Raw genomic sequence first — 23,154 nt, forward strand, 5'->3', positions numbered from 1 at the left:
TTACTTCTTCATCTGTTCCTTAAGGGCAGCGAGTTTGGCAAACGGCGAATCCGGATCCAGCGGCTTCTCCTTACGGGGCGGCTTTGCCTCGAAACGAGCCGGTTGCGACTTGTTGTTATCGCGCTCCGGACGCGGGCCGCGATCCTTGCGATCCTGACGATCACCGCGCTCCTGGCGATCGCCCTTGCCCGTGTTGCTGGCGTTGCCGCGATTGGTGTTGTCACGCGACTTTGCGCCCGCACCCTGTTCGGTACGGCCACCATCGCGGCGCCGATCGTCGCGACGGCCTTCGGTCTTGCCTTCGCCGGCTGGTGCCGTGCGCTGGCCTTGCGGGCGACGATCTCCAGCCGGTCTAGCACCGCGCTGATTGTCGCTGCGACCACCCGGACGCCAGAGCAGGACTGGCTTGGGCTCGGCAGGCGCCACATCGGCATCCACAATCGCAGGCTCGCCGTTGATAGCCTCAATCGTCTCTACTGGTGCTTCGGTAGCGGACGTCTCGCCAGCGGGTGTTTCGCTGGCGATTTCCTGGACTGCAGGTGTCTCGACAGCCGATGTTTCCGCAGTCGGTGCTTCCGCAGCAGTGTGATCGGCGTCGTCAACGCTATCGTCTTCATTCTTTTCGCTGGCAGCTTCAGACGCGACTGGGCCACCAGAGGTCTGGGCGGCAAGGAAAACGGCTGCGTCTTCGGCCGATACGCTGTCGGCGCGATATCCGAGACCCTTCAGGATCTCTTCCATATCATCCGGCGTCGCACCCAGAATCGACAGCATGGCTGTTGTCGTGGTGAAGCGGCGACCATCATAGGCGCCGTCCGGACGCGCCGGCGAACCGGGCTTCCACTGCAGCAGCGGACGGATCAGGTCGGCCAGACGCTCAAGGATGTCGATGCGCACGGCACGCTTGCCGAGAAACCGGAAACCGGCGAGCTTGTAGAACATCCGCTCGAAAGTAGGGTCGGTGACAACCGACGTACGGCCGGCGGCCAACACTGGGATCAGGTCACCGTAGCCCGCCTTGTCGAGACCATCGTGCTTCAACGCCCAGAGCAGCGAGATCAACTCGGCCGGGGCAGGCTTGAGCAAAGCCGGCATGAAGATGTGATAGGCGCCGAAACGCACGCCGTAGCGGCGCATCGAAGCGCGGCCGTCCTGATCGAGCGACTTGACGTCGTCGGACACGTCACGACGGAACAGCACACCCAGATTTTCAACCAGCTGGAAGGCAAGCCCCTTGGCCAGGCCCTGAAGATCCTCTGCACGCGACAGATCGTCGAGCGGCTTCAGGATCGTCGAGATATGATGATTGACGAAACGTTCGATACGGGCGGCAACGTGATCGCGTGCATTGCCGGTCAACTGTTCGTCAGCCAGCAGGATCACCCGCGGGTGCAGGATATGATCGCTTCCGGACAGCTTCGCCACCGGATCACCGACCCAACGTACCAGTCCATCCGATCCGATCGCCAGATCATTGTTGCCGGAGGCATGAAGCCGCGCAGCACGCGCTTCGAATTCCAGCGCCATGGCCCGATGGGCCGCCGCCTGTATTGCCTTGGCATCCGGACCTTCGGCACCGGAAATCGGCGTGAACCGGAAACCGGAGAGTTGTCCCATGGCATGTCCTTCTACAAAGACATCACCGTTCACACTGATTTCAGCTTCCAACATTGCATTCTCTCTCAAGCGCTTCATGAGCACAGATGTCCTGCGATCAACAAAGCGTTTCGTCAACCGTTCATGTAGCGCATCGGACAATCGGTCTTCGATTTCCCGCGTCTTTTCTTGCCAGTGTGTCGGATCGGCAAGCCAACCCGGCCGGTTCGACACATAAGTCCAAGTTCTGATCTGCGCGATTCGCGCGGATAGTGTATCGATTTCCCCGTCCGTCCGATCGGCTCTGCGGACCTGCTCGGCGAGAAAATCTTCGTTTACCGCACCCTGACGAACCAGATCGAAAAACAGGCTCTGAATCAAGTCAGCATGCTGTGCGGGCGTAATGCGCCGATAATCGGGCAGCGCGCAGGCCTCCCACAATTTCTCGACCCGGTCGGGCCGATTGGCAAGATCGATCACTTCTGGATATCGTGCCAGATATTCGAGCGCCTGCTGATCGATGGCCGGCAAGGCCCTTGTCAATCCTGCAATCTTCGGCGCGTCATCCAGGCTGCGCCGCAACGCCGCTACCGAAGAATAATCGAAATGCGCAGTTCGCCATTGCAGGACCTTGACCGGGTCGAACTGATGCGCCTCCAACCGTTCGACCAACTCGTCGTCGAAGGGATCGACCCGCCCGGTCACCCCAAAGGTTCCATCCTTCAGGTGCCGACCGGCGCGGCCTGCGATCTGCCCAAGCTCGCCAGCATTCAGATTGCGAAACTGGAAGCCGTCGAATTTTCGATCCTGGGCGAATGCCACATGGTCGACATCAAGGTTGAGGCCCATGCCGATGGCGTCGGTTGCAACGAGATATTCGACATCACCTTCCTGGTAGAGCCCAACCTGGGCGTTGCGGGTGCGCGGGCTCAGTGCACCGAGTACGACGGCAGCACCGCCCCGTTGACGGCGGATCAATTCGGCAATTGCATAAACCTCATCGGCCGAGAAGGCGACGATCGCCGTGCGCTGTGGCAACCGGGTGATCTTCTTCTGTCCGGCATAAAAAAGCTGCGACAGGCGCGGCCGCTCGACGATGGTAATGCCGGGCAGAAGCTGAATAAGGATCGATTTCATCGTTGCCGAACCAAGCAGCAGCGTCTCGTCCCGTCCGCGCAAATGCAACAGCCGATCGGTAAAGATATGCCCGCGCTCGAGATCACCGGCGAGCTGAATTTCGTCGATCGCCACAAAAGACGCTTTGGTCTCGCGCGGCATCGCCTCGACAGTGCAAACCGAGAAGCGCGCATTCGGCGGCGAGATCTTTTCCTCGCCGGTCACCAACGCGACATTTTGCACGCCAACGCGCTCAACGACACGAGTATAAACCTCGCGGGCAAGCAGTCGTAACGGCAGTCCGATGATCCCGGATCCATGCGCAACCATGCGCTCGATGGCGAAATGGGTCTTGCCCGTATTCGTTGGCCCCAGCACGGCTGTCACGCTGCGGCCACTCAGGATCATGGGTTGGGTATTCAAAGACCGCTCCAGTTCACAGGGCCGCCGTACCAAAGGGGGGGGGCGACCCTGGGCAACAAATGGCGATGAAGTGCACCAAAGGCAAGCTGCTTGTCGCCCAAGCCGGGAAAAAGGCCGCAAGCCCTTGATCAGAATCATCTTTTTGCGCGCGAATTAGCCGACGGAACAGTATGCGAACGAATCAGAGACGAATCACAGACTCCGGCGAATTCCGGATTTGTTCACGGCTACATCTCGGACCAAGCTCGTTCTTGACCACCATATGCTGAATCGCCAAAAACCAGAATATAGCCATTCGATCGTCTGGATTTGAACTGTTCCGTGCATGGAACCTCGGCTTTGATCACCGCGTTGTGGTAGCCGAGGTATCACTGAGATGGCACATAAGCACCCACCTGCTGAATGGATTAGTCGGAAAAGCGACGGACAGGACTTCGTGTTGTTGCACGGCATGGTCATGGCCCCAGCATTTTGGCATGCTTATGCGCCGACGATTACCCGGCAGGGCTGGACTGCAGCCTACCCTCTTCCCGGGCATCATCCCTGGATACTGGATGGGCCGGGCGAACGTATTACCAGCTTGATGGTCACCGATGCGCTGGCTGCTGCGATCCGCCGTGATTTCGACGGCCGACCGGTAACGCTGATAGGTCACTCCACCGGCGGGTTCGTCGCCCTGCTGCTCGCCCTCGCCCATCCCGAACTTGTGCGCTCGGTGATCATGATCGGAGCCTTCGCTTGCGGACGGTTCGAGGGACAGGAACGACTGGCTGCACGGTTGCTGCGCATCCCACATGTCGGACCCTATTTGTTTCGCCAATTCTTTCATCGCTGGATCTCGACCAGCGAGCAGTTTCGCTGGGGATCGATTGAATGCGTTTATGACAAGGCGTGCCCCTGGGAGGACGAACGATCGCGAGCGGCAATGGAAGAGGTCCGTGAAAACCTGTTGCGTGGCCGTTCCGAAGATATCGCGGCATGCATAAATTTCATGTCCGGGACGACTCTTTTGCCGGATTTGGAGCAATTGCGCATGCCGGTCCTCAATCTCGTCGGTGCGAATGACGTAGTCGTTCCACCGGCGCATCAACTGCATGTCTCCAGGCTGTTACCCCAGGCTCAGACAGTCATCCTGCAGCAATGCGGACATCTTCCGATGGTCGAGCACCAGATGCAGACGGATCGAATCGTGGAAAGCTTCATCCAGGCTCACCACACGAGGTGCGTCACGCCGTCCCTGCTTCGGATGATCGGCCCTGCGATGCCAACCCATCTCGACGAATTGCTCAAAACTCTCGCCACGTCGATGGAACAAATCAAAGTCGGTGGCGTTCATGCAGCACAGAACACAAATTTTTCCATAGGCTTAGGAGAGGCCCCCAATGAGCACCATTCTCATCGTTATTCTTATTCTTCTGCTGATCGGCGCTCTGCCGAACTGGGGTCATAGTCGCAGCTGGGGTTACGGCCCGTCCGGCGGCTTGGGACTGGTACTTCTCATCCTCATCATCTTGATGCTGATGGGCCGAATCTAACACCTCGTCGTCGAAAGGACAGGAACAATGAAAAAGATCATCCTTGCACTTGCACTGATTGCTCCCCTCGCATCGTGCACCGCAACCGAACGGGGCGCATCCATCGGCGCGGCATCCGGTGCCGTCATTGGCGGCGTGGCCACAGGTAACGTTCGCGGTGCAGCCGTTGGTGCGGCCGTCGGCGGTGTCGCCGGCGCGCTGATCGGCAACTCCCAGGAGCGTGCTGGCTACTGCGTCTATCGCGACCGTTATGGCCGCACATACGAAGCGCGTTGCCGCTAATAATTTAACCACTGAAAAGGCCGCCAAACCTCGAGTTTGGCGGCCTTTTCTTTGTCGCAGTTAACCTTTTGATCAAAGCCGGAACGAATCGGCGACGAATCGCGGACGCAACCGGCTTCCTGCTTTGTTCACCGCTATATATTGTGGAATAACAGTTACTTAACCATAGAAATCCGTGGATATTAAGCGTTTGGGCGCTGCGATTGGATGCCAAACGTTAATCAGAGGCAGTCCAACCCTCGTCAAACGAAGAATTGTCCCCCATTGGCCGAAAGCGTCGAACCGGTAATGAAACCGGCGTCATCTGACGCAAGAAAAACCACGCAGCGCGCGATTTCTTCAGGTTCGCCGAGCCGCCCCACGGGAATTTGCGGGATGATGCGCTCGTTCAGAACCTTTTCCGGGATGGCACGCACCATTTCCGTCCCAATATAGCCTGGGCAGACCGCGTTGACGGTGATGCCCTTGGCCGCACCTTCCTGCGCCAGAGCTTTGGTGAAGCCGAGATCACCCGCCTTGGCAGCCGAATAGTTCACCTGGCCCATCTGGCCTTTTTGGCCATTGATCGATGAGATATTGATGATCCGACCGAAGTTGCGCTCGCGCATGCCGGTCCAGACGGGATGCGTCATGTTGAACAGACCGGTGAGATTGGTATTCATCACCTCGTTCCATTGATCCGGCGTCATCTTGTGGAACATCGCGTCGCGCGTAATGCCGGCATTGTTGACCAGCACCTCGACTGCTCCAAGGGAAGCCTCGACGGAGGCGATCCCGTCCACACAGGACTGGTAGATTGAGACGTCCCACTTGAACACCGGTATGCCCGTTTCCGCCTCAAAGGCCTTGGCCTTCTCGTCGTTGCCGGCATAGTTTGCCGCGACCTTGTAGCCCGCGGCCTTGAGGGCGATGGAAATCGCCGCGCCGATACCGCGCGTCCCACCGGTGACCAATGCAACTCTGCTCATGTCTTCCTCCCCATGTTGTTCTGGATTTTCTGGCAATATTTGGCAGCGTGGTTCCCGTCACGTTGCACGCAGATCAGAGGTCCCGGCGTCAACCGGGACAAACTCATTTTCCGATGAGGATGCGGGAGGCCATGCTCTCGCAAATCATGCCTTCGCTCGCCAGGCGTCAGAGCGCTTCGAGACACATGGCGACACCCATGCCACCGCCAATGCAAAGGGTCGCGAGACCTTTCTTTGCGCCACGACGCTTCATCTCGAACAGCAGGGTATTGAGGATACGCGCGCCTGAAGCGCCAACCGGATGGCCGATCGCGATCGCACCACCATTAACGTTGACGATCGAGGTATCCCATCCGAGATCCTTGTTCACGGCGCAGGCCTGGGCCGCAAACGCCTCGTTGGCTTCGACGAGATCAAGATCCGTTACCTTCCAGCCAGCGCGCTCCAGCGCCTTGCGGGAAGCCGGGATCGGGCCTGTACCCATGATGCGCGGATCAACGCCCGCCGTGGCCCAGGACGCGATCCGGGCAAGCGGCGTGATGCCACGCCGCACGGCCTCTGCCTCGGTCATCAGCAGGGCGGCAGCCGCACCGTCATTGATACCCGACGCATTACCGGCCGTCACAGTGCCTTCCTTGTCAAATGCGGGCTTAAGCTTGGTCATGCTTTCCAACGTCGCCCCAAGACGGATATATTCGTCGGCATCGACAGTCACGTCGCCTTTGCGGCCCGGAACCACAACCGGCACGATTTCATCCTTGAACCGACCGGCAACCTGAGCCGCCTCGGCCTTGTTCTGCGACGCAACGGCAAACGCATCCTGCTCGTCGCGGGAAAGCTGCCACTGGCGCGCCACGTTCTCGGCGGTCGTTCCCATGTGATAGCCGTAGAAGGCGTCGGTCAGACCATCCTTGATCATGGTGTCGATCATCTTCATGTCGCCCATCTTGGTGCCGCCGCGCAGATGCGCACAATGCGGCGCCATCGACATCGATTCCTGGCCGCCGGCGATGATGATCTTGGCATCGCCGGTTGCAATCTGCTGCATGCCGAGCGCGACAGCACGAAGGCCGGAGCCACAAAGCTGGTTCAGACCCCAGGCGGTTGCTTCCTGCGGAATACCGGCCTTCATGGCCGCCTGGCGTGCGGGATTCTGGCCCTGGCCGGCAGTCAGGATCTGGCCGAGAATGACCTCATCGACTTCAGCCGCCTCGACACCGGCGCGCTCCAGCACACCCTTGATGGCGACCGCACCCAGGTCATGGGCCGAAACGGTGGCAAAAGCACCGTTGAAGGAACCGACCGCTGTTCTGGCCGCACTGGCGATCACGATGGATGGGCTGCTCATGGGACGTCTCCTCCAGTTTATCGATCTTTCGCAAGAACCTGACAAAGGTTTCATCCGGTGTCAAACAGGATCGGAGCGGCGCTTTCGTTCTTTGGTTGCAACTTGCTGACTTTCGTCAAATGCGCTTCGTGCATTGCACAAAGAGATTGTCACCAGCCTTGATTTGCGCTTACATTCTCGGCGGGAAGAGCAAAAATTAACGAAAAACGACGGGTTAGGAGACAGACATGGCCAAAGCCGATGGCGATATCGTGATCAAGAAATACGCCAATCGACGCCTCTACAATACCGGTACAAGCACCTATGTGACGCTCGAAGACTTGGCCAAGATGGTCAAGAAGGGCGAGGATTTCGTCGTGCAGGACGCCAAGTCCGGAGACGACATCACCCATTCTGTCCTCACCCAGATCATTTTCGAGCAGGAGTCCAAAACCGGCAATACGCTTCTGCCCATCTCCTTCCTCCGCCAGTTGATCAGCTACTACGGCGATCAAATGCAGATGGTCGTTCCAAGCTTTCTCGAACATTCGATGACGGCATTTACAGAGCAGCAGACTCAGATGCGCGAGCAGATGACCCGCGCTTTCGGCGATCATCCGATGTCGAAGAACCTGCAGATGCCGATTCAACTGCTGGAGGAGCAGGTCAAGCGCAATACCGAAATGTTCCAGCAGGCGATGCAGATGTTCTCGCCCTTCGTTGCCGGTCAGCAGCCGACGAAGGAAACGCGCAAGGCAGAAGCCAAGGACATTGATGAACTCAAGGAGCAGCTTCGAACCCTGCAGACCAAGCTCGACAGTCTCTGACCTATACGGCCGCGATCATCTCGCGGCCTTTTTTCTGCAAGCGCAGCGGCATGTCGGATGGTCACAGACCGATCGACACATCCCGCCCGGCAGCACGATTGGATATGGCAAAACCCGCCACGACGTCGATGAAGGCAATGATCATCAGCATGAAGAAAATCGGGGTTGCAGCATTCCGCACCAGCAGGAACTCAACCAGGAAGACGATGAACACCAGCATCGACAGCATGTGATTAAGCAACGAACCGTTGCCGCTGCGCGTCGCCTTCAACACTTCGATGAACAGCACGACCAGAGCGACGAGAACAAGGACATCGCCGAGGCTCAGCGTCCAGAGCGCTCCAGACAGCATAGCGACGGACATCACGGTGTCGGAGAAAGCTGTAATCCCTCCGCCCCAGAAGCCAATCATGACCAGATTGTAGAAGGCGAGCGGAACAAGCATCAAAGGCACGGCGGCAAACATATGGCGGATCCCTCGTATTGGCGCAGGATCCCTACCGGCTATCGGGTCCGGATGTCGAGCGGATCTGCCGCACGATTTAGCGGTACGTTCGACAAAAAGCAAAGGCCGGCGCGAGGCCGGCCTTTGCAAAATGCTTTACGCAAATCCGAAGATTATGCGCTTTCCTTCGGCGTCAGGACCTGGCGGCCGCGATACATACCGGTCTTCAGATCGATATGGTGCGGACGGCGCAGTTCGCCAGAGTTCTTGTCCTCGACATAGGTCGGGGCCTTGAGACCGTCTGCAGAGCGGCGCATACCGCGCTTGGACGGGCTTGTTTTTCTTTTAGGTACAGCCATTTCACTTACTCCACGTGACGGACAAAACAGGTTCAGCGGCCCAGATGAGGCCGAACAGCACCTGTCTCGATCTCGGAATTTGGCGGGCTTATACATGCCATCCAGGCCTTTGACCAGTCCCCGAGACACTTTTTTCGAATCTAGCGATAAACCGGCTCAGGCTTCGTCTTCGGGAACGATCCAGCTTTCGGCAAGGGCCGCCTGTTCCCAGGCGAGCCAGGCCGGATGCGAACGCATCGCCGCCATATAGTCGAGCGTATCAGCTTCACGCACCAGATCATACGCCACGAAGCGATTGACCACCGGCGCAAACATCGCGTCGGCCGCGCTGAACGCCCCGAACAGGAAGGGACCGCCCGACAGGGCGCGCATCTCGCGCCAGATCTGCTCGATCCGCCGCACATCGGCTTCCACGCCCTCGGGCAGGTCGATGGCCCGCACCGGCCGTCGCATATTCATCGGGCAGGCGCCCCTGAGCGCCCGGAAGCCGGACAGCATTTCCATCGAGATCGAGCGCGCCATCGCCCGATGCCCGGCATCGGAAGGCCAGAGCCCGGCTTGCGGAGAGAGCTCCGCCACATATTCGATGATCGCCAGCGATTCCCAGATCCTCAGTTCGCCATGGTGCAGCACCGGCACCCGGCCCGTGGGCGAGATCTCTCGAAACTTCGGATTGGTAGCACCCTCCCCGAACCGGACCAGCTCTTCCCGGAACGGCACTCCGGCGGCGGTCATAGCGATCCACGGCCGGAACGACCAGGACGAATAATTTTTGTTGGCGATATAGAGGATCAGGTCAGACATGGCGCGCATCCGGTTTGCATTGGAACCGAAACTAGGAGCCATCGCGCCTCAGGACCAATGAAACTTATGAAACTCAATCATAAAGGCAGGTGATATATGCGCCCGAGCGCTTGGCGCGGCGGTCGATCAGGGACGCGAGCCGCTTCATGCCATTGCCGGGCTTGCTTGCCACCCGATCCACCGGGTTGGGCAGAGCCACCGCAAGCAGCGACGACTGGCGCGGGCTGAGCTTGGCCGCCGAGGTTTTGAAGTGATGCTGGGCTGCCGCCTCGATCCCGTAGATTCCGGGGCCCCATTCGGCGATATTCAGATAGATTTCCATCATCCGCTGCTTGGGCCAGATGAAATCCGAGACCATCGCCAGCGGGATTTCCAGCACCTTGCGCACAAAGGACCGGCTGTTCCAGAGAAACAGGTTCTTCGATGTCTGCATCGGGATGGTGCTCGCTCCACGGGTCGCCTCACCGGCCAGCGCATCGTCGACGACACCGCGCATCTGTTTCCAGTCCACGCCGCCGTGGGCACAGAACTGGCCGTCCTCCGACATCATCACGGCCCGGACCAGATTGGGCGAAATATCCTCGAAATCAACCCAGCGGCGATCATAACCCTGCAGGGTCACCAGATCCGCCAGCATCAGGGTTGAAACCGGTCTGACGACATCGATCCGGTAGATCAGGATCAGGACGTAAGGCGCCACCAGAAACACCAACAGTGCGATCAACAGTCGGCGGATCAAACGCGGTATGCGCCGCCCCTCATCCTCGGTTGCTGCCTCGGTTGCTGCATGGCTCTCGTCCTCCACGGTCTCGGCTTCCAATGTCAACGAAGATCGGTCCAGTTGTTCAGGGTCTCGCCTGTCATAGCCATCCTGTTGACGAATGACCAGTCCGGCGACAGACCGGAGCAGCGTTCATCCCGCAGATTCCCGTTGCCAGCCACATGGCCGCATGCCAAATAGCCCCTATGACCCGCCCGGACACTCCCTTCGAAACAAGCCTCCTCGCCTTGGCCGAACAGGTCGAGGCGACGTTGTCGGAACTTCTCGATGCCCGACCGAGAGACAGCGAGATCGCTCGTCCCGGCCGGTTGATCGAGGCCATGCATTATGGCGCGCTCAACGGCGGCAAGCGGCTTAGGCCCTATCTTGTGATCGAAAGCACCCGTCTGTTCGGCGGCGACGAAAAAACGGCGTTGCGCGTCGGCTGTGCGCTGGAATGCCTGCACAGCTATTCCCTCGTGCATGACGATCTTCCGGCCATGGACGACGACGATCTTCGTCGTGGCAAGCCGACCGTGCATATCGCCTATGACTATGCCACCGCGATCCTCGCCGGCGATGGCCTTTTGACCTATGCCTTCGATATCATTGCGGCCCCCGAGACGGACCTGCCGGACAGCGCCAAGATCGCGCTGGTGCTGGAGCTTTCCCGTGCAGCCGGCATCGGCGGCATGGCCGGCGGCCAGGCGCTGGATCTCGCCGCCGAGAAGGCCCCGCCGGACGAAGCCGGCATCATCCTGCTGCAGTCGATGAAGACCGGCGCCCTGCTGCGCTTTGCCTGCGAGGCGGGCGCCATCATCGCCGGTACGTCCGGCGAGGACCGCGCCCGTATTCGCCGCTTCGGCGAAGTCATCGGCCGTGCCTTCCAACTGGCCGACGACCTGCTGGACCTGACGTCTGATGCCGCCACCCTCGGCAAGGCAGCCGGCAAGGACGCCGCCAAGGGCAAGGGTACCCTGGTTGCCCTCAAGGGCAGGGATTGGGCTGAAGTGGAACTGGCACGCCTTGTCAGCGAAGCCCACGAGATCCTGAGCCCCTATGGCAGCGCCGCCGATCGCCTGGCCGAGGCCGCCCGCTTCATTGCACAGAGAAAGAATTGAGATGAGCCGTTTCTGGTCAAGCGCCGTTCATGACCTCGAGCCCTATGTGGCCGGCGAGCAGCCGAAAATTGCCGGCCTCATCAAGCTCAACACCAATGAGAACCCGTTCGGTCCCTCGCCACGGGTGATCGAGGCGATCCGGGCTACGGCCGGCGACAACCTGCGACTTTACCCCGATCCTAATTCGCTGAAGCTGCGCCAGTCGATCGCCGCTTGCAACGGCGTCGAGACCGATCAGGTCTTCGTTGGCAACGGGTCCGACGAAGTGCTGGCCTTCACCTTCGCCGCCCTTCTCAAGCATGATCGGCCGCTGCTCTATCCCGACATCACCTACAGTTTCTACAAGACCTATGCCCGCCTCTTCGACATTACCGTCGAGGAAGTGCCGCTCATCGACGGCCTCGCGGTCCGCATAGAGGATTTCGACCGCCCCTGCGGCGCGATCATTCTGGCCAATCCCAACGCCCCGACCGGTATTGCCTTGCCACTGGCAGACATCGTGCGCCTCGTGGAGAGCCATCGTGACCAGGTAGTGGTGATCGACGAGGCTTATGTCGATTTCGGCGCCGAGAGCGCTGCCACGCTCGTCAAGCAGTACGACAATCTTCTGGTCGTGCAGACCTTCTCCAAGTCGCGCTCGCTTGCCGGCCTGCGCGTCGGCTTCGCCATCGGCCAGCGCCCGCTGATCGAGGCGCTGGAGCGCATGAAGGACAGCTTCAATTCCTACCCCCTTGATGCCATCGCCCAGGCAGCGGCGACGGTCGCCATCGAGGACAAGGACTGGTTTGATCAGACCCGCAACACGATCGTCGCCAACCGCGATCAGCTTGCCACAGAGCTCGAAAAGCGCGGCTTCGAGGTGCTTCCGTCGAAAACCAATTTCCTTTTCGCCCGCCATCCGGCCCATCAGGGCATCGATCTGGCGAGGGCCTTGCGCGAACGCGCGATCCTTGTGCGCCATTTCAACAAGCCGCGGATCGCCGACTATCTGCGCATCACCATCGGCACCGATCAGGAATGCCATCAGTTTTTGACCGCGATCGATCAAATCATCTGACGTGTGAAGTGCTGCGGTTCCGGCTATCGTAAAAATTCCCGCCACGATACCAGAGCGCTTCGGATGAACGATATCCTGCAACACCTGCCCCAGATCTTCTCGACCTATCTCGTCTATCTGGTCGCCGTCATCAGTCCAGGGCCTGCGACCATGGCGATCGCATCGGCCTCCATCGGCCAAGGCCGTAGCCGGGGCATTGCCACGGCGGCCGGCATCTTTGCCGGCTCGGCGACATGGGCGACCGCAGCCTCGCTCGGCCTCGCCGCCCTGCTGACCCACTATGCCCAGTCGCTGGTCATCCTGCGCATCCTCGGCGGGCTTTACATGCTCTATCTGGCATGGCGGGCTTTCCGCTCGGCAACAACCGCTGCGGATCCCGCCCAATGGACCGCAGGCAGCCGCCAGAGCCTGAAGCGCAATTTTCTCCTCGGCTATGCCGTCCACCTGACCAACCCCAAGGCGATCTTTGGCTGGCTGGCTATCATCTCGCTCGGCCTGCCGCCAAATGCCTCAGCAGCCGCCGTCGCCTTGATCGTCGGCGGCTGCCTGGTGACGGGTTTCTGCGTCTTCATGGGCTACGCACTGCTCTTTTCCACGCCGCGGGCCTTGAAGATCTACAAGAGCGCCCGCCGCGCCATCGACGGCACGCTCGGCGTGCTTTTTGCCGCAGCCGGCACTAAGCTTCTTCTGACCCGCTGACCAACGAAAAAAGGCGCCGCTTGCGGCGGCGCCCTTCGAACGGTTCCGAACCCGGACTTACTGGGTGATCGGAGCGATCTGCACTTCGACGCGGCGGTTGAGTGCGCGGCCGTCCGGCGTCGCATTCGATGCCACCGGCTGCGACGGACCGAAGCCCAAGGTCGACATGCGACGCTGGTCGACGCCACGGCTGCCGAGATAATTGGCGACCGACGCGGCTCGGCGTTCCGACAGGGCCTGGTTATGCTGCAGGCTGCCCGTCGAGTCGGTATGACCGTTGACGTCGATGAGGGTCCGGCCGAATTTGTTCAGCACGATCGCGACCGAATCGAGCGTCGCATAGAAGGCCGGGATCACCTGATCCTGGTCGCTTGCGAAGGTGATGTTCGACGGCATGTTGAGGATGATGCGGTCGCCGGCACGCGTGACCGAAACGCCGGTGCCCTGCAACTGCGCACGCAGTTCGGATTCCTGGGTATCCATGTAGTTACCGATGGCACCACCGGCCAGCGCGCCAACACCGGCACCGATCAGCGCCGCATTGCGGCGACCGACGGGCGAGCCGCCCACGGCAAGGCCACCGAGCGCCCCGACAGCGGCACCGAGCGCGGCACCGCCTGCTGTATTGGAAACCTTCTGCTGGCCCGTATAGGGGTCAGTCGTCGTGCAGGCACTGAGGAAAGTCGCAGACAGCGCGACGATGGCAATCTTCTTGATCATGCTGGATGTCCCTCCAAGAACAGGCTGATAATCCCTGAACAGTGAAATTGCGGCAAGATAAAGTTGCAGTCCAGCCGTTACTCCGCCGCCGTCTTTTGACCGTAGCGCTTCTCGATATAGTCCGCCACCAGTGCCTCGAAGTCGCTGGAGATATTGGGACCGCGCAAGGTCATCGCCTTTTGCCCGTCAATAAAGATCGGCGCCGCGGGATTTTCGCCCGTTCCGGGAAGCGAAATGCCGATATCGGCGTGTTTGCTTTCCCCCGGACCGTTGACGATGCAGCCCATGACCGCAACGTTCAGGCCTTCGACGCCCGGATATTTGTCGCGCCAGACCGGCATGTTCTTGCGCAGGTCATCCTGGATCTTCTGGGCGAGTTCCTGGAAAACCGTCGACGTCGTTCGGCCGCAACCCGGACAGGCGGCCACCACCGGCACGAACTGCCGGAAACCCATGACTTGCAGCAATTCCTGCGCCACCTGCACTTCGCGCGTGCGGTCGCCATTCGGCTCCGGCGTCAGGGAAACGCGGATCGTATCGCCGATACCATGCTGCAGGACGTATCCCATGGCCGCCGACGAGGCGACGATGCCCTTGGTGCCCATGCCCGCTTCGGTCAAGCCGAGATGCAGCGCATGGTCCGACCGGTCGGCGATCATCGAATAGACGGCGATCAGGTCCTGCACCTGACTGACCTTGGCCGACAGGATGATACGGTTGCGCGGCAGGCCGATATCCTCGGCAAGCTCGGCGGAAATCAGTGCGGACTGCACGATGGCTTCGCGTGTCACCTGACGGGCAGACAGCGGAAATCCTTCCGCCTGGTTCTTGTCCATCAGGCTCGTCAGCAGTTCCTGGTCGAGCGAGCCCCAGTTGACGCCGATGCGCACCGGCTTGTCGTAGCGGATCGCCATTTCGACGATATCGCCGAACTGCTTATCCTTCTTGTCCTTGAAGCCGACATTGCCAGGATTGATGCGGTATTTCGCCAGCGCTTCGGCACAGGCCGGGTGATCGGCAAGCAGGCGATGGCCGATATAATGGAAGTCGCCGATCAGCGGTACATCCATGCCGAGCCGGAGCAGCCGCTCGCGGATCTTCGGCACGGCCGCCGCACTCTCGTCGCGATCAACCGTGATACGCACGACTTCCGAACCCGCCTTGTAGAGGGCTGCGACCTGGGCAACGGTCGAATCCACATCAGCCGTATCGGTATTGGTCATCGACTGCACCACGACCGGTGCGCCGCCCCCGATAATCACGCCACCGACATCGACGGCGACAGAAGCGCGGCGCGGTTTAGGATCATATGCGTCTGCTGTGGACATGAGCATCGTCTCTGAAAGTCTTCAATGTGACATGGAGGTGGCCCAAAGCCCCGAAATTGTCAACCGGATGCGACAGTCTGCCATCGCGACTTGCAAAAGCCTAACGGATCAAAGGTTCGATCATCAAGGCAACCAGATCTCGGATTTTCTTTGCCACCAGATCCATGTCGGAATTGCGGCTCTTCATGCCCTCGACCGCGTCAAGCATCAAGGAGGCAACCGTGGCAGGCCCGAGCGCTGACGCGAATGTGATGCGCCCGGCTTGAGCCTCCGCCTCCAGACCCCTGGCGATCTCCTCTTCCATCGTCTGCATCCAGGCAAGAAACAGGTCGGCTGCGAATTCGTGGCTGGTGTCGAAGATTTCCGCGCCGTGCGTGGTGGCGGAAATCTCGCGGTGCGGCCTGAGGATGCCTTCGTCCAGTGCGTGCTCGACCTTGCGCACGATATCGGTATCTGCCGAAAAACAGGCCGCGACGCGCGCGCGCATCTCGTCCATCATCGACAGCATGCAAGCCCGGAAGATATCCGCCTTGTTGCGGTAGACCAGATAGAGCACGGGCCGGGATATGCCGGCAGCGCGGGCAATATCGTCCATCGTCGTGCGCTTGAAACCATAATGCGTAAAGGCATTGAACGCCTCCCGCAAGATGGTCGCCCGGCGCTGGTCAGTCTTTGAATCATCCATGATTGACGTTTTGACATTTTTTGTCATTATGTCAAATATCCTCGTTGAAGCATCGTTATAGTCCAGCCGGAGGCTTTCGTGAACATCATCGTCAATGGCCTATCCCACGCGATTGAGGTCGAACCCGACATGCCGTTGCTCTGGGCACTCAGGGATATCCTCAACATCAAGGGTCCGAAATTCGGCTGCGGCGCAGGCCTTTGCGGCGCCTGCACCGTGATCATCGGTGGCGAAGCTGTTCGGGCCTGCCAGACGCTTGTCGGCGACGTGATTGCCCCTGTACGCACCATCGAGGGGCTGGCCGACGACGCAGGCCTCCATCCTGTCCAGCAGGCATGGATGGATGAGCAAGTGGCGCAATGCGGTTACTGCCAGGCCGGCCAGATCATGAATGCGGTGGCCCTGCTCCAAGCCAATTCCAGACCGACGGACGACGACATCGACGCAGCCATGGCCGGCAATCTCTGTCGCTGCGGCACCTATCCGCGCATCCGCGCCGCCATCCATCGCGCGGCCGGCGAATTGGCGGGGGCATAGCATGTCGAAACTCGGCACCATCGCGCGACGCTCTTTCCTATTCGGTGCCGTCGCCCTGACCGGCGGTGTCGCCTTCGGTTACTATCGCTATGCAACGCCGGCTGAGAACCCGCTCGAAAATGAGCTCGGCGAGGGGGAAGCCACCTTCAATCCTTTCCTCAAGATCGCAACCGACAACCGCATCACCATCATCGCGCCGCGCGCCGAAATGGGCCAGGGCAGCTACACGACGCTCGCCGCCCTGCTGGCCGAAGAACTGGATGTGACCCTGGATCAGGTCAATATCGAGCACGGTCAGGCATCGGCCGCCTATTACAACGCCGCCGCGATGCGCGAAGGCGCACCGCTGCCGCAATTTGACGACGGGATCGTCGCAGAAAGCCTGCGCGGTGCGCTCGGCGTTGTGGCGAAACTGGTCTCCATCCAGTTTACCGGCGGATCGAGCTCGATGATCGATCACTTCGACAAACTGCGCCATGCCGGCGCAACTGCGCGTGAAGCGCTGAAGGCCGCCGCGGCCGCACGCTGGAATGTTGAAGCCGAAAACCTTGATACAAATGCAGGCGTCGTGACCGATCCCGCCAGCGGCCGCAGCGCCACTTATGGCGAACTCGCGTTCGAGGCCGCACCGCTCTCCGGCAAGGTCGAAGTCCAGCTCAAACCCCGCAGGGACTGGACCATTCTCGGCAAGCCGCAGCCGCGTAAGGACATGCGCGCCAAGGTGACCGGCGCCCCCATCTTCGGCGTCGATGTCGATCTGCCGGACATGCTCTATGCGACCGTGCGCATGAACCCCAGCCCCGGCGGCCGGATCAGGAGCTTCAATGGCGATCCGGCGCGCGCCATGCCGGGGGTCAAGCAGGTGATCGCCATCGACAGCCCCTATGGACAGGGTGTCGCCGTCATTGCGGACAATACCTGGCGCGCCTTCAAGGCCGCCGAAGCCATCAATGTCGACTGGGAAAGAGGCCCGATACCGCCCTCGACCGGTGAGATGGAGGCACTTCATACGGCGGCTCTCGACGGCACGGACAGCTTCTCGCTTCGCACCCTTGGCCACCCGGATGCGGCTTTCGCCGATGCCGCGCAGGAAAAGCGCATCGAAGCCGAATATGACGTACCCTTTCTCTCGCATGCAACGATGGAGCCGATGAACGCGACGGCACGTGTCACGGACACCGGCGTCGAGGTCTGGGCCCCCAACCAGGGACCGACGATTATCCAGTACATCGCCGCGCGCATCACCGGCTTCGAGCATGACAGGATCAAGGTGCACACCACCTTTCTCGGCGGCGGTTTCGGCCGTCGCATCGAACCGGATTATGCCGACTACGCCATTCGCATCGCCCAGCGCGTGAAGGGTCGCCCGGTCAAGGTCACATGGAGCCGCGAGGAGGACATGACCCATGGTCCCTACCGGCCAATGGCGAAGTCGCGATACAAGGCGGTGCTCGACCAGGCTGGCAAGCCGAAGGCCGTCATCGGCTCCGTCGCCTCGCCTTCTGTCATCACCAGCGCGCTGGGTCGCTATTTTCCGAACCTTCCCGTTGGCGGGCCGGACAATTCCCTGCTCGATGGCGCCTACAACCAGCCTTATGCGATCGAGAACTACCGCATCGATGGCCGCAAGGTCGATCTCGCCGTCCCGGTCGGCTTCTGGCGGTCGGTCGGCTATTCGTTCAACACCTTCATGCACGAGAGCTTCATCGACGAGATTGCCCATGCCGGTGGCCAAGATCCGCTCGCCTTGCGCCGGGAGTTGCTGGCTGCCCATCCGGCAGCGCTGGGCGTCATCGACAAGGTCGCGGACATGTCCGCCTGGGCAACGCCGCTTCCCCGGGGCCACGCCCGCGGCATGGCCTTCGCGCTATCGTTCGGCACCTGGGTTGCCGAGGTCGTCGAAGTCACCGATAGGAACGGTGCGATCGAAGTGACCAAGGTGTTCTGCGCCGCCGACCCAGGCATCGTGCTCGACCCACTGAATTTCAAGGCGCAGATGATGTCGGGAATCGTCTATGGCCTATCGGCCGCCATCAGCCAGGAAATCACCTTTGCCGACGGCATGGTGCAGCAATCGAATTTTCACGACTACGACGCCCTGCGGATCAACCAGTGCCCGGTCATTTCCGTCGAATTGCTGGAGAATTCCGGGCACATGGGCGGCGCCGGCGAACCCGGAACGCCCCCGGTCATGCCGGCACTGGCCAATGCGATCTTCGCCCTGACCGGCAAGCGCCACCGGCGCCTGCCTTTGTCGTATTCGGTAAACTTTGCCTAATGGCCCGACACCCGGTCTGCATGGCGAGCAAGACCGGACAGCGCCAGCACCACCAGCAGCAGCGCCGAGATCGCCGTGTAGACGTTCGATAACGATGTGTGCTCGGCAATGAAGCCGATCAGCGATGGAGCGAACAGAATGCCCGAATAGCCCATCGTCGTCACGACGGAGAGGCCGATACCCGGCGCAAGGCCAGGCACGTTTCCGCCGGCCGAAAACGCGATCGGTACCAGATTGGAAATACCGATCCCGGCAATCGCAAAGCCGATCAGCGCCACGGTGACATTCGGCGCCTGGCCAGCCAGGATCAGCCCGACAAAGGCGGCGATAGCGCAGAAGCGCATGGTCTTGACCGCGCCGAAGCGATCGCGAACGAAATCGCCGGCAAAACGCAGGATCGCCATGGTCAGCGAAAAGGCCGCGAATGCAAAGCCCGAGAAGGCCGTCGATGCACCGAGTTCGTTGCGCAGATACAGTGCGCTCCAGTCCAGCACCGTTCCTTCCGGGACCATCGAAAACAGTGCCATCAAGCCGATCAGCCAAGGCAGCGGCGTCAGCGGAAGCTTCCCGCCTGCCGCCTTTTCACTCGGATGCGGCGCATCCGGCAGGATCATCGGCCAAGCCACCAGGAACAGCGCCAGGCAGACGGCGGCCAATAGCACAACATGCCCGGTCGCACCGATGGCCGCGATCAGAATACCGCCGGTTGCCGAGCCGACAAGTCCACCGAGACTCCAGAAGGCATGGCAGGACGACATGATCGAGCGACGCATCTTGCGCTCGACCTCGACCGCGTTGGCATTCATCGCCACGTCCATTGCGCCCGTGAGCCCCCCGAACAGGAAGACGGCAATGGCCCCGGTCCAAATAGTGTCCGCGAGCGTGACCAGCACGATGGTCGGAATGAACAGCAACGTCGTTACCTTGACCACGCCGCTCGACCCCAGACGAGCGATCTGCATGCCGGCAATCGGCATCAGCACCAGCGATCCGATGCCGAAGGCGAAAATCATCATGCCAAGGGCGGACTCGGACAAAGACAGCGCATTGGCAAACAGTGGGATTTTCGGGACCCAGGCACCAATCACCATTCCGTTCAGGAAAAACAGCAGCGATACCGCCGCTCTCTCGCGTGTGACCAGCGGTGCCGGCCCTTGCGCCGACACGGCGATATTGCCAATCGTCATTGTAATGCACTCCTCTGCAATCGGCAGGCAATTTAATTTAATCGATTTAAACGGCAATCTCCAAAGCGGTTTAAAATTTCACATTTTGTTTCGACCGAACATGATCGTCACTATCGTCAAAATTCGCAATTGACACCCGTCGGACAAACCATGAGATGGCACCCGCACCATGCCATTCCTGCGCAACGGTGTCCGTCCCTGAAAGGCCACCATCGTGAAGACCGCCATCGGCGCCGGCATTCTGCTGACCAGCCTCGCCTATTTCCTATTTTCGGTACACGACGGCATGATCAAGCTGCTGGTCGAAACGACGACCGTCTGGCAGATCCTTTTCTGCCGCAGCCTGACCATTTTGATCGGTTGTTTCGCCATGGGCGGCAAGGATCACTTGCGCGAAACCGTTGCCTCGCCGGTGATCAAGCCGCTGCTCATCCGCAGCTTCATCCTTCTGGCCGCCTGGCTCTGCTACTTCAATGCCGCCAGGTTCCTGCCGCTTGCCGACATCACAACGCTCTATTTCGCGGCTCCCGTCGTCGCGATACTGTTGTCGATCCCGATGCTCGGCGAACATGTCACTTTGTCCCGCTGGTTGGCCGTCGGCATCGGCTTTGTCGGCGTGGTCATCGCAACCGACCCAACCGGCATGACGATCGAGTGGCCAGTCTATCTGGCGCTGCTCGCCGCCTGTCTCTGGGCATTCGGCACGGTGCTCTTGCGTCGCACCGCCATGGGCGCCCGAACGATCGTCCAAATGACCGTCACCAATTTCTTCTTCCTCGTCCTGACCGCTCCCATGGCCGTCAGTTCCTGGGTGTCGCCGGACAGTTCGGCAGCGATATTGCTGCTCTCCGTCGGCGTCATGGGCGGTATTGGGCAACTCGCCTTCTTCGAAGGCATGCGCCGCGCACCGATCTCGGTCATTGCACCGTTCGAATATACCGCCCTGATCTGGGCCTTCGTTCTCGGCTACGCCATCTGGGGCGACATTCCGGGCAACAACGTGATTGTCGGCGCCCTGCTGATTGCCAGTGCCGGTATCATCATCATCGTCGGCGAGCGGCGGTTGATGCGTGCTTGACACGCCAGCCAGCCCGCAAATGGATTTTTCGCACTTGTCCGCTTGTTGTCCGTGCGTATAATTAGAACATTGGCAGATTGCTTTGTTCTCGTTGAAACGCCGCTGGCCTCAGACACGCCGGGCATCCGGAAGGGCCGCATGACAAGACGCAGCTTCCACCGGGCTGGGGAAACCGAACGCCGCAACGATCTCATCGCGGCGACGCTGGACAGTATTTCCGAACATGGCCTTGAAGGCGCAACAGTGCGGGACATCGCAGCCCGCGCCGGTGTTACGGGCGGCCTGATCCGCCACTATTTCGCCGGCAAGGACCAGATGCTGCAGGCTGCCTATCGCGAGGTTCTGTCAAGCATGACGCAGACGGCCATGATGGCGATCGACCAGGTGGACAACGATCCGCACGGCCGCTTGCGGCGTTTCATCATCGCCAATGTCAGTCCGCCGATTGCTGACGCGAAGGCGCTATCGCTCTGGGCCGCCTTCATCAGCCGGGTTCGTTCCGACGATGAGTTCGCCCGCATTCACCGGGAAAACTATCTGACCTTGCTGGGCATTCTGGAAAACCTGATCTCGACCGTGCTGGAAGAGCATGCTCGTCGACCGGGACCGGACGAATGCCGCAGGCTGGCCATCGCCATCAACGGTTTGATCGACGGCCTGTGGCTGGAGGCCTCGCTGGCCAGCGATCTGTTTGACGACCAGAGCCTGCAGCAGATTGCCCTCGACGCGGTCGAGGCGCTGCTCGGCGGCCTATCCTTGAAAAACACGCCGGCATCGGCCTGACATCGGACAATTCCCATGCGTTACGCCTCCATCACCGAACGACTGGCCGGCCTTGGTTCCGGCAAATGGGCCATTCACATCGAAGCCCGCAAAAAGGCTGCCGAAGGTATTCCGGTCATCCAGCTCACCATCGGCGAACCCGATCTCCCGCCCGATCCGACCCTGCTGGCAGAATGCACCCGCGCGCTCCATGCCGGCCGCACCCGCTATTCCAATGGACGTGGTGAAGCGTCGGTGGTGTCTGCGCTCGTTGAAAAGTATCGCAAGCGCCGCGACAACATCACCGAGCGGAATGTACTATGTTTTCCGGGCACTCAATCCGCATTGTTCGTGGTTCTCATGGGCCTACTCGATGCCGGCGATGAAGTCCTGGTCGGCGATCCCTATTATGCCACCTATGAGGGCCTGATCGCATCGAGTGGCGCCAGGCTTTCACCGGTAAAGCTGAAGATGGAGAACGGCTTTCACCTGAATGCCCGGGATCTGGAGGCGGCAATCACGTCGCGCAGTCGTGTTCTCCTCATGAACACGCCGCACAATCCGACCGGGGCGGTCCTGACGTCTGACGAAATCAGCGCCATCGGCGAGGTCTGCCGCCGCCACGATCTCTGGATCGTCTGCGACGAGGTCTATGAGGAACTGGCCTTTGGCCAGAACCTCAGCAAGACCTTCGCATCTCCCTTCGACAATCCGGCTCTCGCCGAGCGTACCGTCGTCGTGTCCTCGATCTCGAAATCACATGCAGCGCCGGGCTTTCGCAGCGGCTGGGCCGTCGGTCCGAGTGACTTTTGCGATCGCCTGCTGCCGGTCTCGGAAACCATGCTCTTCGGCATGCAGCCCTTTATCGCCGACATGACCGCGATGGCGCTGACGCAACCGATTGAAACATCCGGCATCATGCGGACCAACTACGAGCGCCGCGCCCGCCTGATTGCGACCCGCCTGAAGTCAATCAGCACCCTCAAGCCGATCATGCCGGAAGGTGGGATGTTCATTGTCGTGGATGTCGGAGCGACCGGGCTGACAGGGTATGAATTTGCAGCGAGACTGCTGGAGGAACAGCATGTGGCGGTTATGCCCGGCTCCTCCTTCGGAGAGGCGGCACGTGACCTGATCCGGGTATCCCTGACCGTGTCCGATGACATGCTGGCGGAGGCCGCAGACCGCATGATCCAGATCGCCAACATGCTCGCCGCCGAAGCCGCCTGAATCGCTGTATCCAACGATTTGGGCAGCGTG

The 23,154-nt window shown here is 60.4% G+C and carries 23 protein-coding genes; 12 read left to right on the top strand and 11 right to left on the bottom strand.

Annotated elements, in window-relative coordinates:
* Nucleotides 1–3,120 (bottom strand): helicase-related protein, encoded by a 3,120-nt coding sequence (locus LQ231_RS00820; RefSeq protein ID WP_230173198.1) that lies wholly within the window; start codon nt 3,118–3,120, stop codon nt 1–3.
* Between the two features lie 391 nt (nt 3,121–3,511).
* Between LQ231_RS00820 and LQ231_RS00825 the strand changes: the two genes are divergently transcribed.
* From LQ231_RS00825 to LQ231_RS00835, 3 genes are read left to right on the top strand one after another with little or no spacing between them, the layout of a single operon-like run.
* Nucleotides 3,512–4,585 carry an alpha/beta hydrolase gene (locus LQ231_RS00825; RefSeq protein ID WP_230169914.1) on the top strand — a complete coding sequence of 358 codons (1,074 nt, stop codon included), beginning with the start codon at nt 3,512–3,514 and terminating at the stop codon, nt 4,583–4,585.
* Nucleotides 4,518–4,670: a DUF3309 family protein gene (locus LQ231_RS00830; RefSeq protein ID WP_102021035.1), complete on the top strand. Its 153-nt coding sequence runs from the start codon at nt 4,518–4,520 to the stop codon at nt 4,668–4,670. Before LQ231_RS00825 ends, LQ231_RS00830 begins: the two co-directional genes overlap by 68 nt.
* Before the next feature lie 27 nt (nt 4,671–4,697).
* Nucleotides 4,698–4,952 carry a glycine zipper domain-containing protein gene (locus LQ231_RS00835; RefSeq protein WP_113142703.1) on the top strand — a complete coding sequence of 85 codons (255 nt, stop codon included), beginning with the start codon at nt 4,698–4,700 and terminating at the stop codon, nt 4,950–4,952.
* A gap of 242 nt (nt 4,953–5,194) precedes the next feature.
* On the opposite strand, the gene LQ231_RS00840 is transcribed toward LQ231_RS00835, so the two are convergent.
* Complete coding sequence (locus tag LQ231_RS00840) at nt 5,195–5,920, bottom strand: beta-ketoacyl-ACP reductase (RefSeq protein WP_230169915.1); 726 nt, start codon at nt 5,918–5,920, stop codon at nt 5,195–5,197.
* Between the two features lie 166 nt (nt 5,921–6,086).
* Nucleotides 6,087–7,268, bottom strand: a complete 1,182-nt coding sequence (locus tag LQ231_RS00845) for an acetyl-CoA C-acetyltransferase (protein ID WP_113142705.1) — start codon at nt 7,266–7,268, stop codon at nt 6,087–6,089.
* A 227-nt stretch (nt 7,269–7,495) separates the two neighbouring features.
* Between LQ231_RS00845 and phaR the strand changes: the two genes are divergently transcribed.
* Nucleotides 7,496–8,074 carry a polyhydroxyalkanoate synthesis repressor PhaR gene (gene phaR, locus LQ231_RS00850; RefSeq protein ID WP_113142706.1) on the top strand — a complete coding sequence of 193 codons (579 nt, stop codon included), beginning with the start codon at nt 7,496–7,498 and terminating at the stop codon, nt 8,072–8,074.
* 61 nt (nt 8,075–8,135) lie between these two features.
* Here the strand turns inward: phaR and LQ231_RS00855 are convergent, their stop codons facing one another.
* The 4 genes from LQ231_RS00855 to mtgA form a co-directional block, all read right to left on the bottom strand.
* Nucleotides 8,136–8,540 (bottom strand): hypothetical protein, encoded by a 405-nt coding sequence (locus LQ231_RS00855; RefSeq protein WP_230169916.1) that lies wholly within the window; start codon nt 8,538–8,540, stop codon nt 8,136–8,138.
* Nucleotides 8,541–8,692: 152 nt separating this feature from the next.
* The gene (rpmF, locus tag LQ231_RS00860; protein WP_007604390.1) at nt 8,693–8,878 is read right to left on the bottom strand and encodes a 50S ribosomal protein L32; all 186 of its coding nucleotides are present in this window, start codon (nt 8,876–8,878) and stop codon (nt 8,693–8,695) included.
* A 156-nt stretch (nt 8,879–9,034) separates the two neighbouring features.
* Nucleotides 9,035–9,682 (bottom strand): glutathione S-transferase family protein, encoded by a 648-nt coding sequence (locus tag LQ231_RS00865; RefSeq protein WP_230169917.1) that lies wholly within the window; start codon nt 9,680–9,682, stop codon nt 9,035–9,037.
* Between the two features lie 73 nt (nt 9,683–9,755).
* Entirely contained in the window at nt 9,756–10,430 is a 675-nt protein-coding gene (gene mtgA, locus LQ231_RS00870) for a monofunctional biosynthetic peptidoglycan transglycosylase (RefSeq protein ID WP_230173200.1), read from the bottom strand.
* A 218-nt stretch (nt 10,431–10,648) separates the two neighbouring features.
* Between mtgA and LQ231_RS00875 the strand changes: the two genes are divergently transcribed.
* The 3 genes from LQ231_RS00875 to LQ231_RS00885 all read left to right on the top strand — a co-directional run bounded on the left by LQ231_RS00875 (nt 10,649) and on the right by LQ231_RS00885 (nt 13,319).
* On the top strand, nt 10,649–11,563 hold the full coding sequence (locus tag LQ231_RS00875; RefSeq protein ID WP_230169918.1) for a polyprenyl synthetase family protein: 915 nt from the start codon (nt 10,649–10,651) through the stop codon (nt 11,561–11,563).
* A gap of 1 nt (nt 11,564) precedes the next feature.
* On the top strand, nt 11,565–12,620 hold the full coding sequence (hisC, locus tag LQ231_RS00880; RefSeq protein ID WP_230169919.1) for a histidinol-phosphate transaminase: 1,056 nt from the start codon (nt 11,565–11,567) through the stop codon (nt 12,618–12,620).
* 63 nt (nt 12,621–12,683) lie between these two features.
* Nucleotides 12,684–13,319, top strand: coding sequence for a LysE family translocator (locus LQ231_RS00885; protein ID WP_230169920.1), 636 nt, complete (start codon nt 12,684–12,686; stop codon nt 13,317–13,319).
* A 57-nt stretch (nt 13,320–13,376) separates the two neighbouring features.
* Here the strand turns inward: LQ231_RS00885 and LQ231_RS00890 are convergent, their stop codons facing one another.
* The 3 genes from LQ231_RS00890 to LQ231_RS00900 form a co-directional block, all read right to left on the bottom strand.
* Nucleotides 13,377–14,039 (bottom strand): OmpA family protein, encoded by a 663-nt coding sequence (locus LQ231_RS00890; protein ID WP_113142712.1) that lies wholly within the window; start codon nt 14,037–14,039, stop codon nt 13,377–13,379.
* 77 nt (nt 14,040–14,116) lie between these two features.
* Entirely contained in the window at nt 14,117–15,367 is a 1,251-nt protein-coding gene (gene ispG, locus LQ231_RS00895) for a flavodoxin-dependent (E)-4-hydroxy-3-methylbut-2-enyl-diphosphate synthase (protein ID WP_230169921.1), read from the bottom strand.
* A 100-nt stretch (nt 15,368–15,467) separates the two neighbouring features.
* Nucleotides 15,468–16,052, bottom strand: a complete 585-nt coding sequence (locus tag LQ231_RS00900) for a TetR/AcrR family transcriptional regulator (RefSeq protein WP_162742693.1) — start codon at nt 16,050–16,052, stop codon at nt 15,468–15,470.
* Between the two features lie 78 nt (nt 16,053–16,130).
* Between LQ231_RS00900 and LQ231_RS00905 the strand changes: the two genes are divergently transcribed.
* Together LQ231_RS00905 and LQ231_RS00910 are read left to right on the top strand one after the other, a co-directional pair.
* Nucleotides 16,131–16,589 carry a (2Fe-2S)-binding protein gene (locus LQ231_RS00905; protein ID WP_290371339.1) on the top strand — a complete coding sequence of 153 codons (459 nt, stop codon included), beginning with the start codon at nt 16,131–16,133 and terminating at the stop codon, nt 16,587–16,589.
* Nucleotide 16,590: 1 nt separating this feature from the next.
* Nucleotides 16,591–18,867: a molybdopterin cofactor-binding domain-containing protein gene (locus LQ231_RS00910; RefSeq protein WP_230169922.1), complete on the top strand. Its 2,277-nt coding sequence runs from the start codon at nt 16,591–16,593 to the stop codon at nt 18,865–18,867.
* On the opposite strand, the gene LQ231_RS00915 is transcribed toward LQ231_RS00910, so the two are convergent.
* A complete protein-coding gene (locus LQ231_RS00915) occupies nt 18,864–20,054 on the bottom strand; it encodes an MFS transporter (protein ID WP_113142716.1) in 1,191 nt (396 codons plus the stop codon). The two genes, LQ231_RS00910 and LQ231_RS00915, sit on opposite strands and share 4 nt — an antisense overlap.
* A gap of 214 nt (nt 20,055–20,268) precedes the next feature.
* Here LQ231_RS00915 and LQ231_RS00920 point away from each other — a divergent pair, with 214 nt between their 5' ends.
* From LQ231_RS00920 to LQ231_RS00930, 3 genes are all read left to right on the top strand, one after another.
* On the top strand, nt 20,269–21,132 hold the full coding sequence (locus LQ231_RS00920) for a DMT family transporter (protein WP_230169923.1): 864 nt from the start codon (nt 20,269–20,271) through the stop codon (nt 21,130–21,132).
* 138 nt (nt 21,133–21,270) lie between these two features.
* Complete coding sequence (gene betI, locus LQ231_RS00925; RefSeq protein WP_230169924.1) at nt 21,271–21,915, top strand: transcriptional regulator BetI; 645 nt, start codon at nt 21,271–21,273, stop codon at nt 21,913–21,915.
* Between the two features lie 15 nt (nt 21,916–21,930).
* Complete coding sequence (locus LQ231_RS00930) at nt 21,931–23,124, top strand: pyridoxal phosphate-dependent aminotransferase (protein WP_230169925.1); 1,194 nt, start codon at nt 21,931–21,933, stop codon at nt 23,122–23,124.
* Nucleotides 23,125–23,154 lie beyond the last annotated feature (30 nt).

This window comes from Rhizobium sp. CECT 9324, assembly GCF_918741265.1.
Taxonomy (GTDB): Bacteria; Pseudomonadota; Alphaproteobacteria; order Rhizobiales; family Rhizobiaceae; genus Allorhizobium.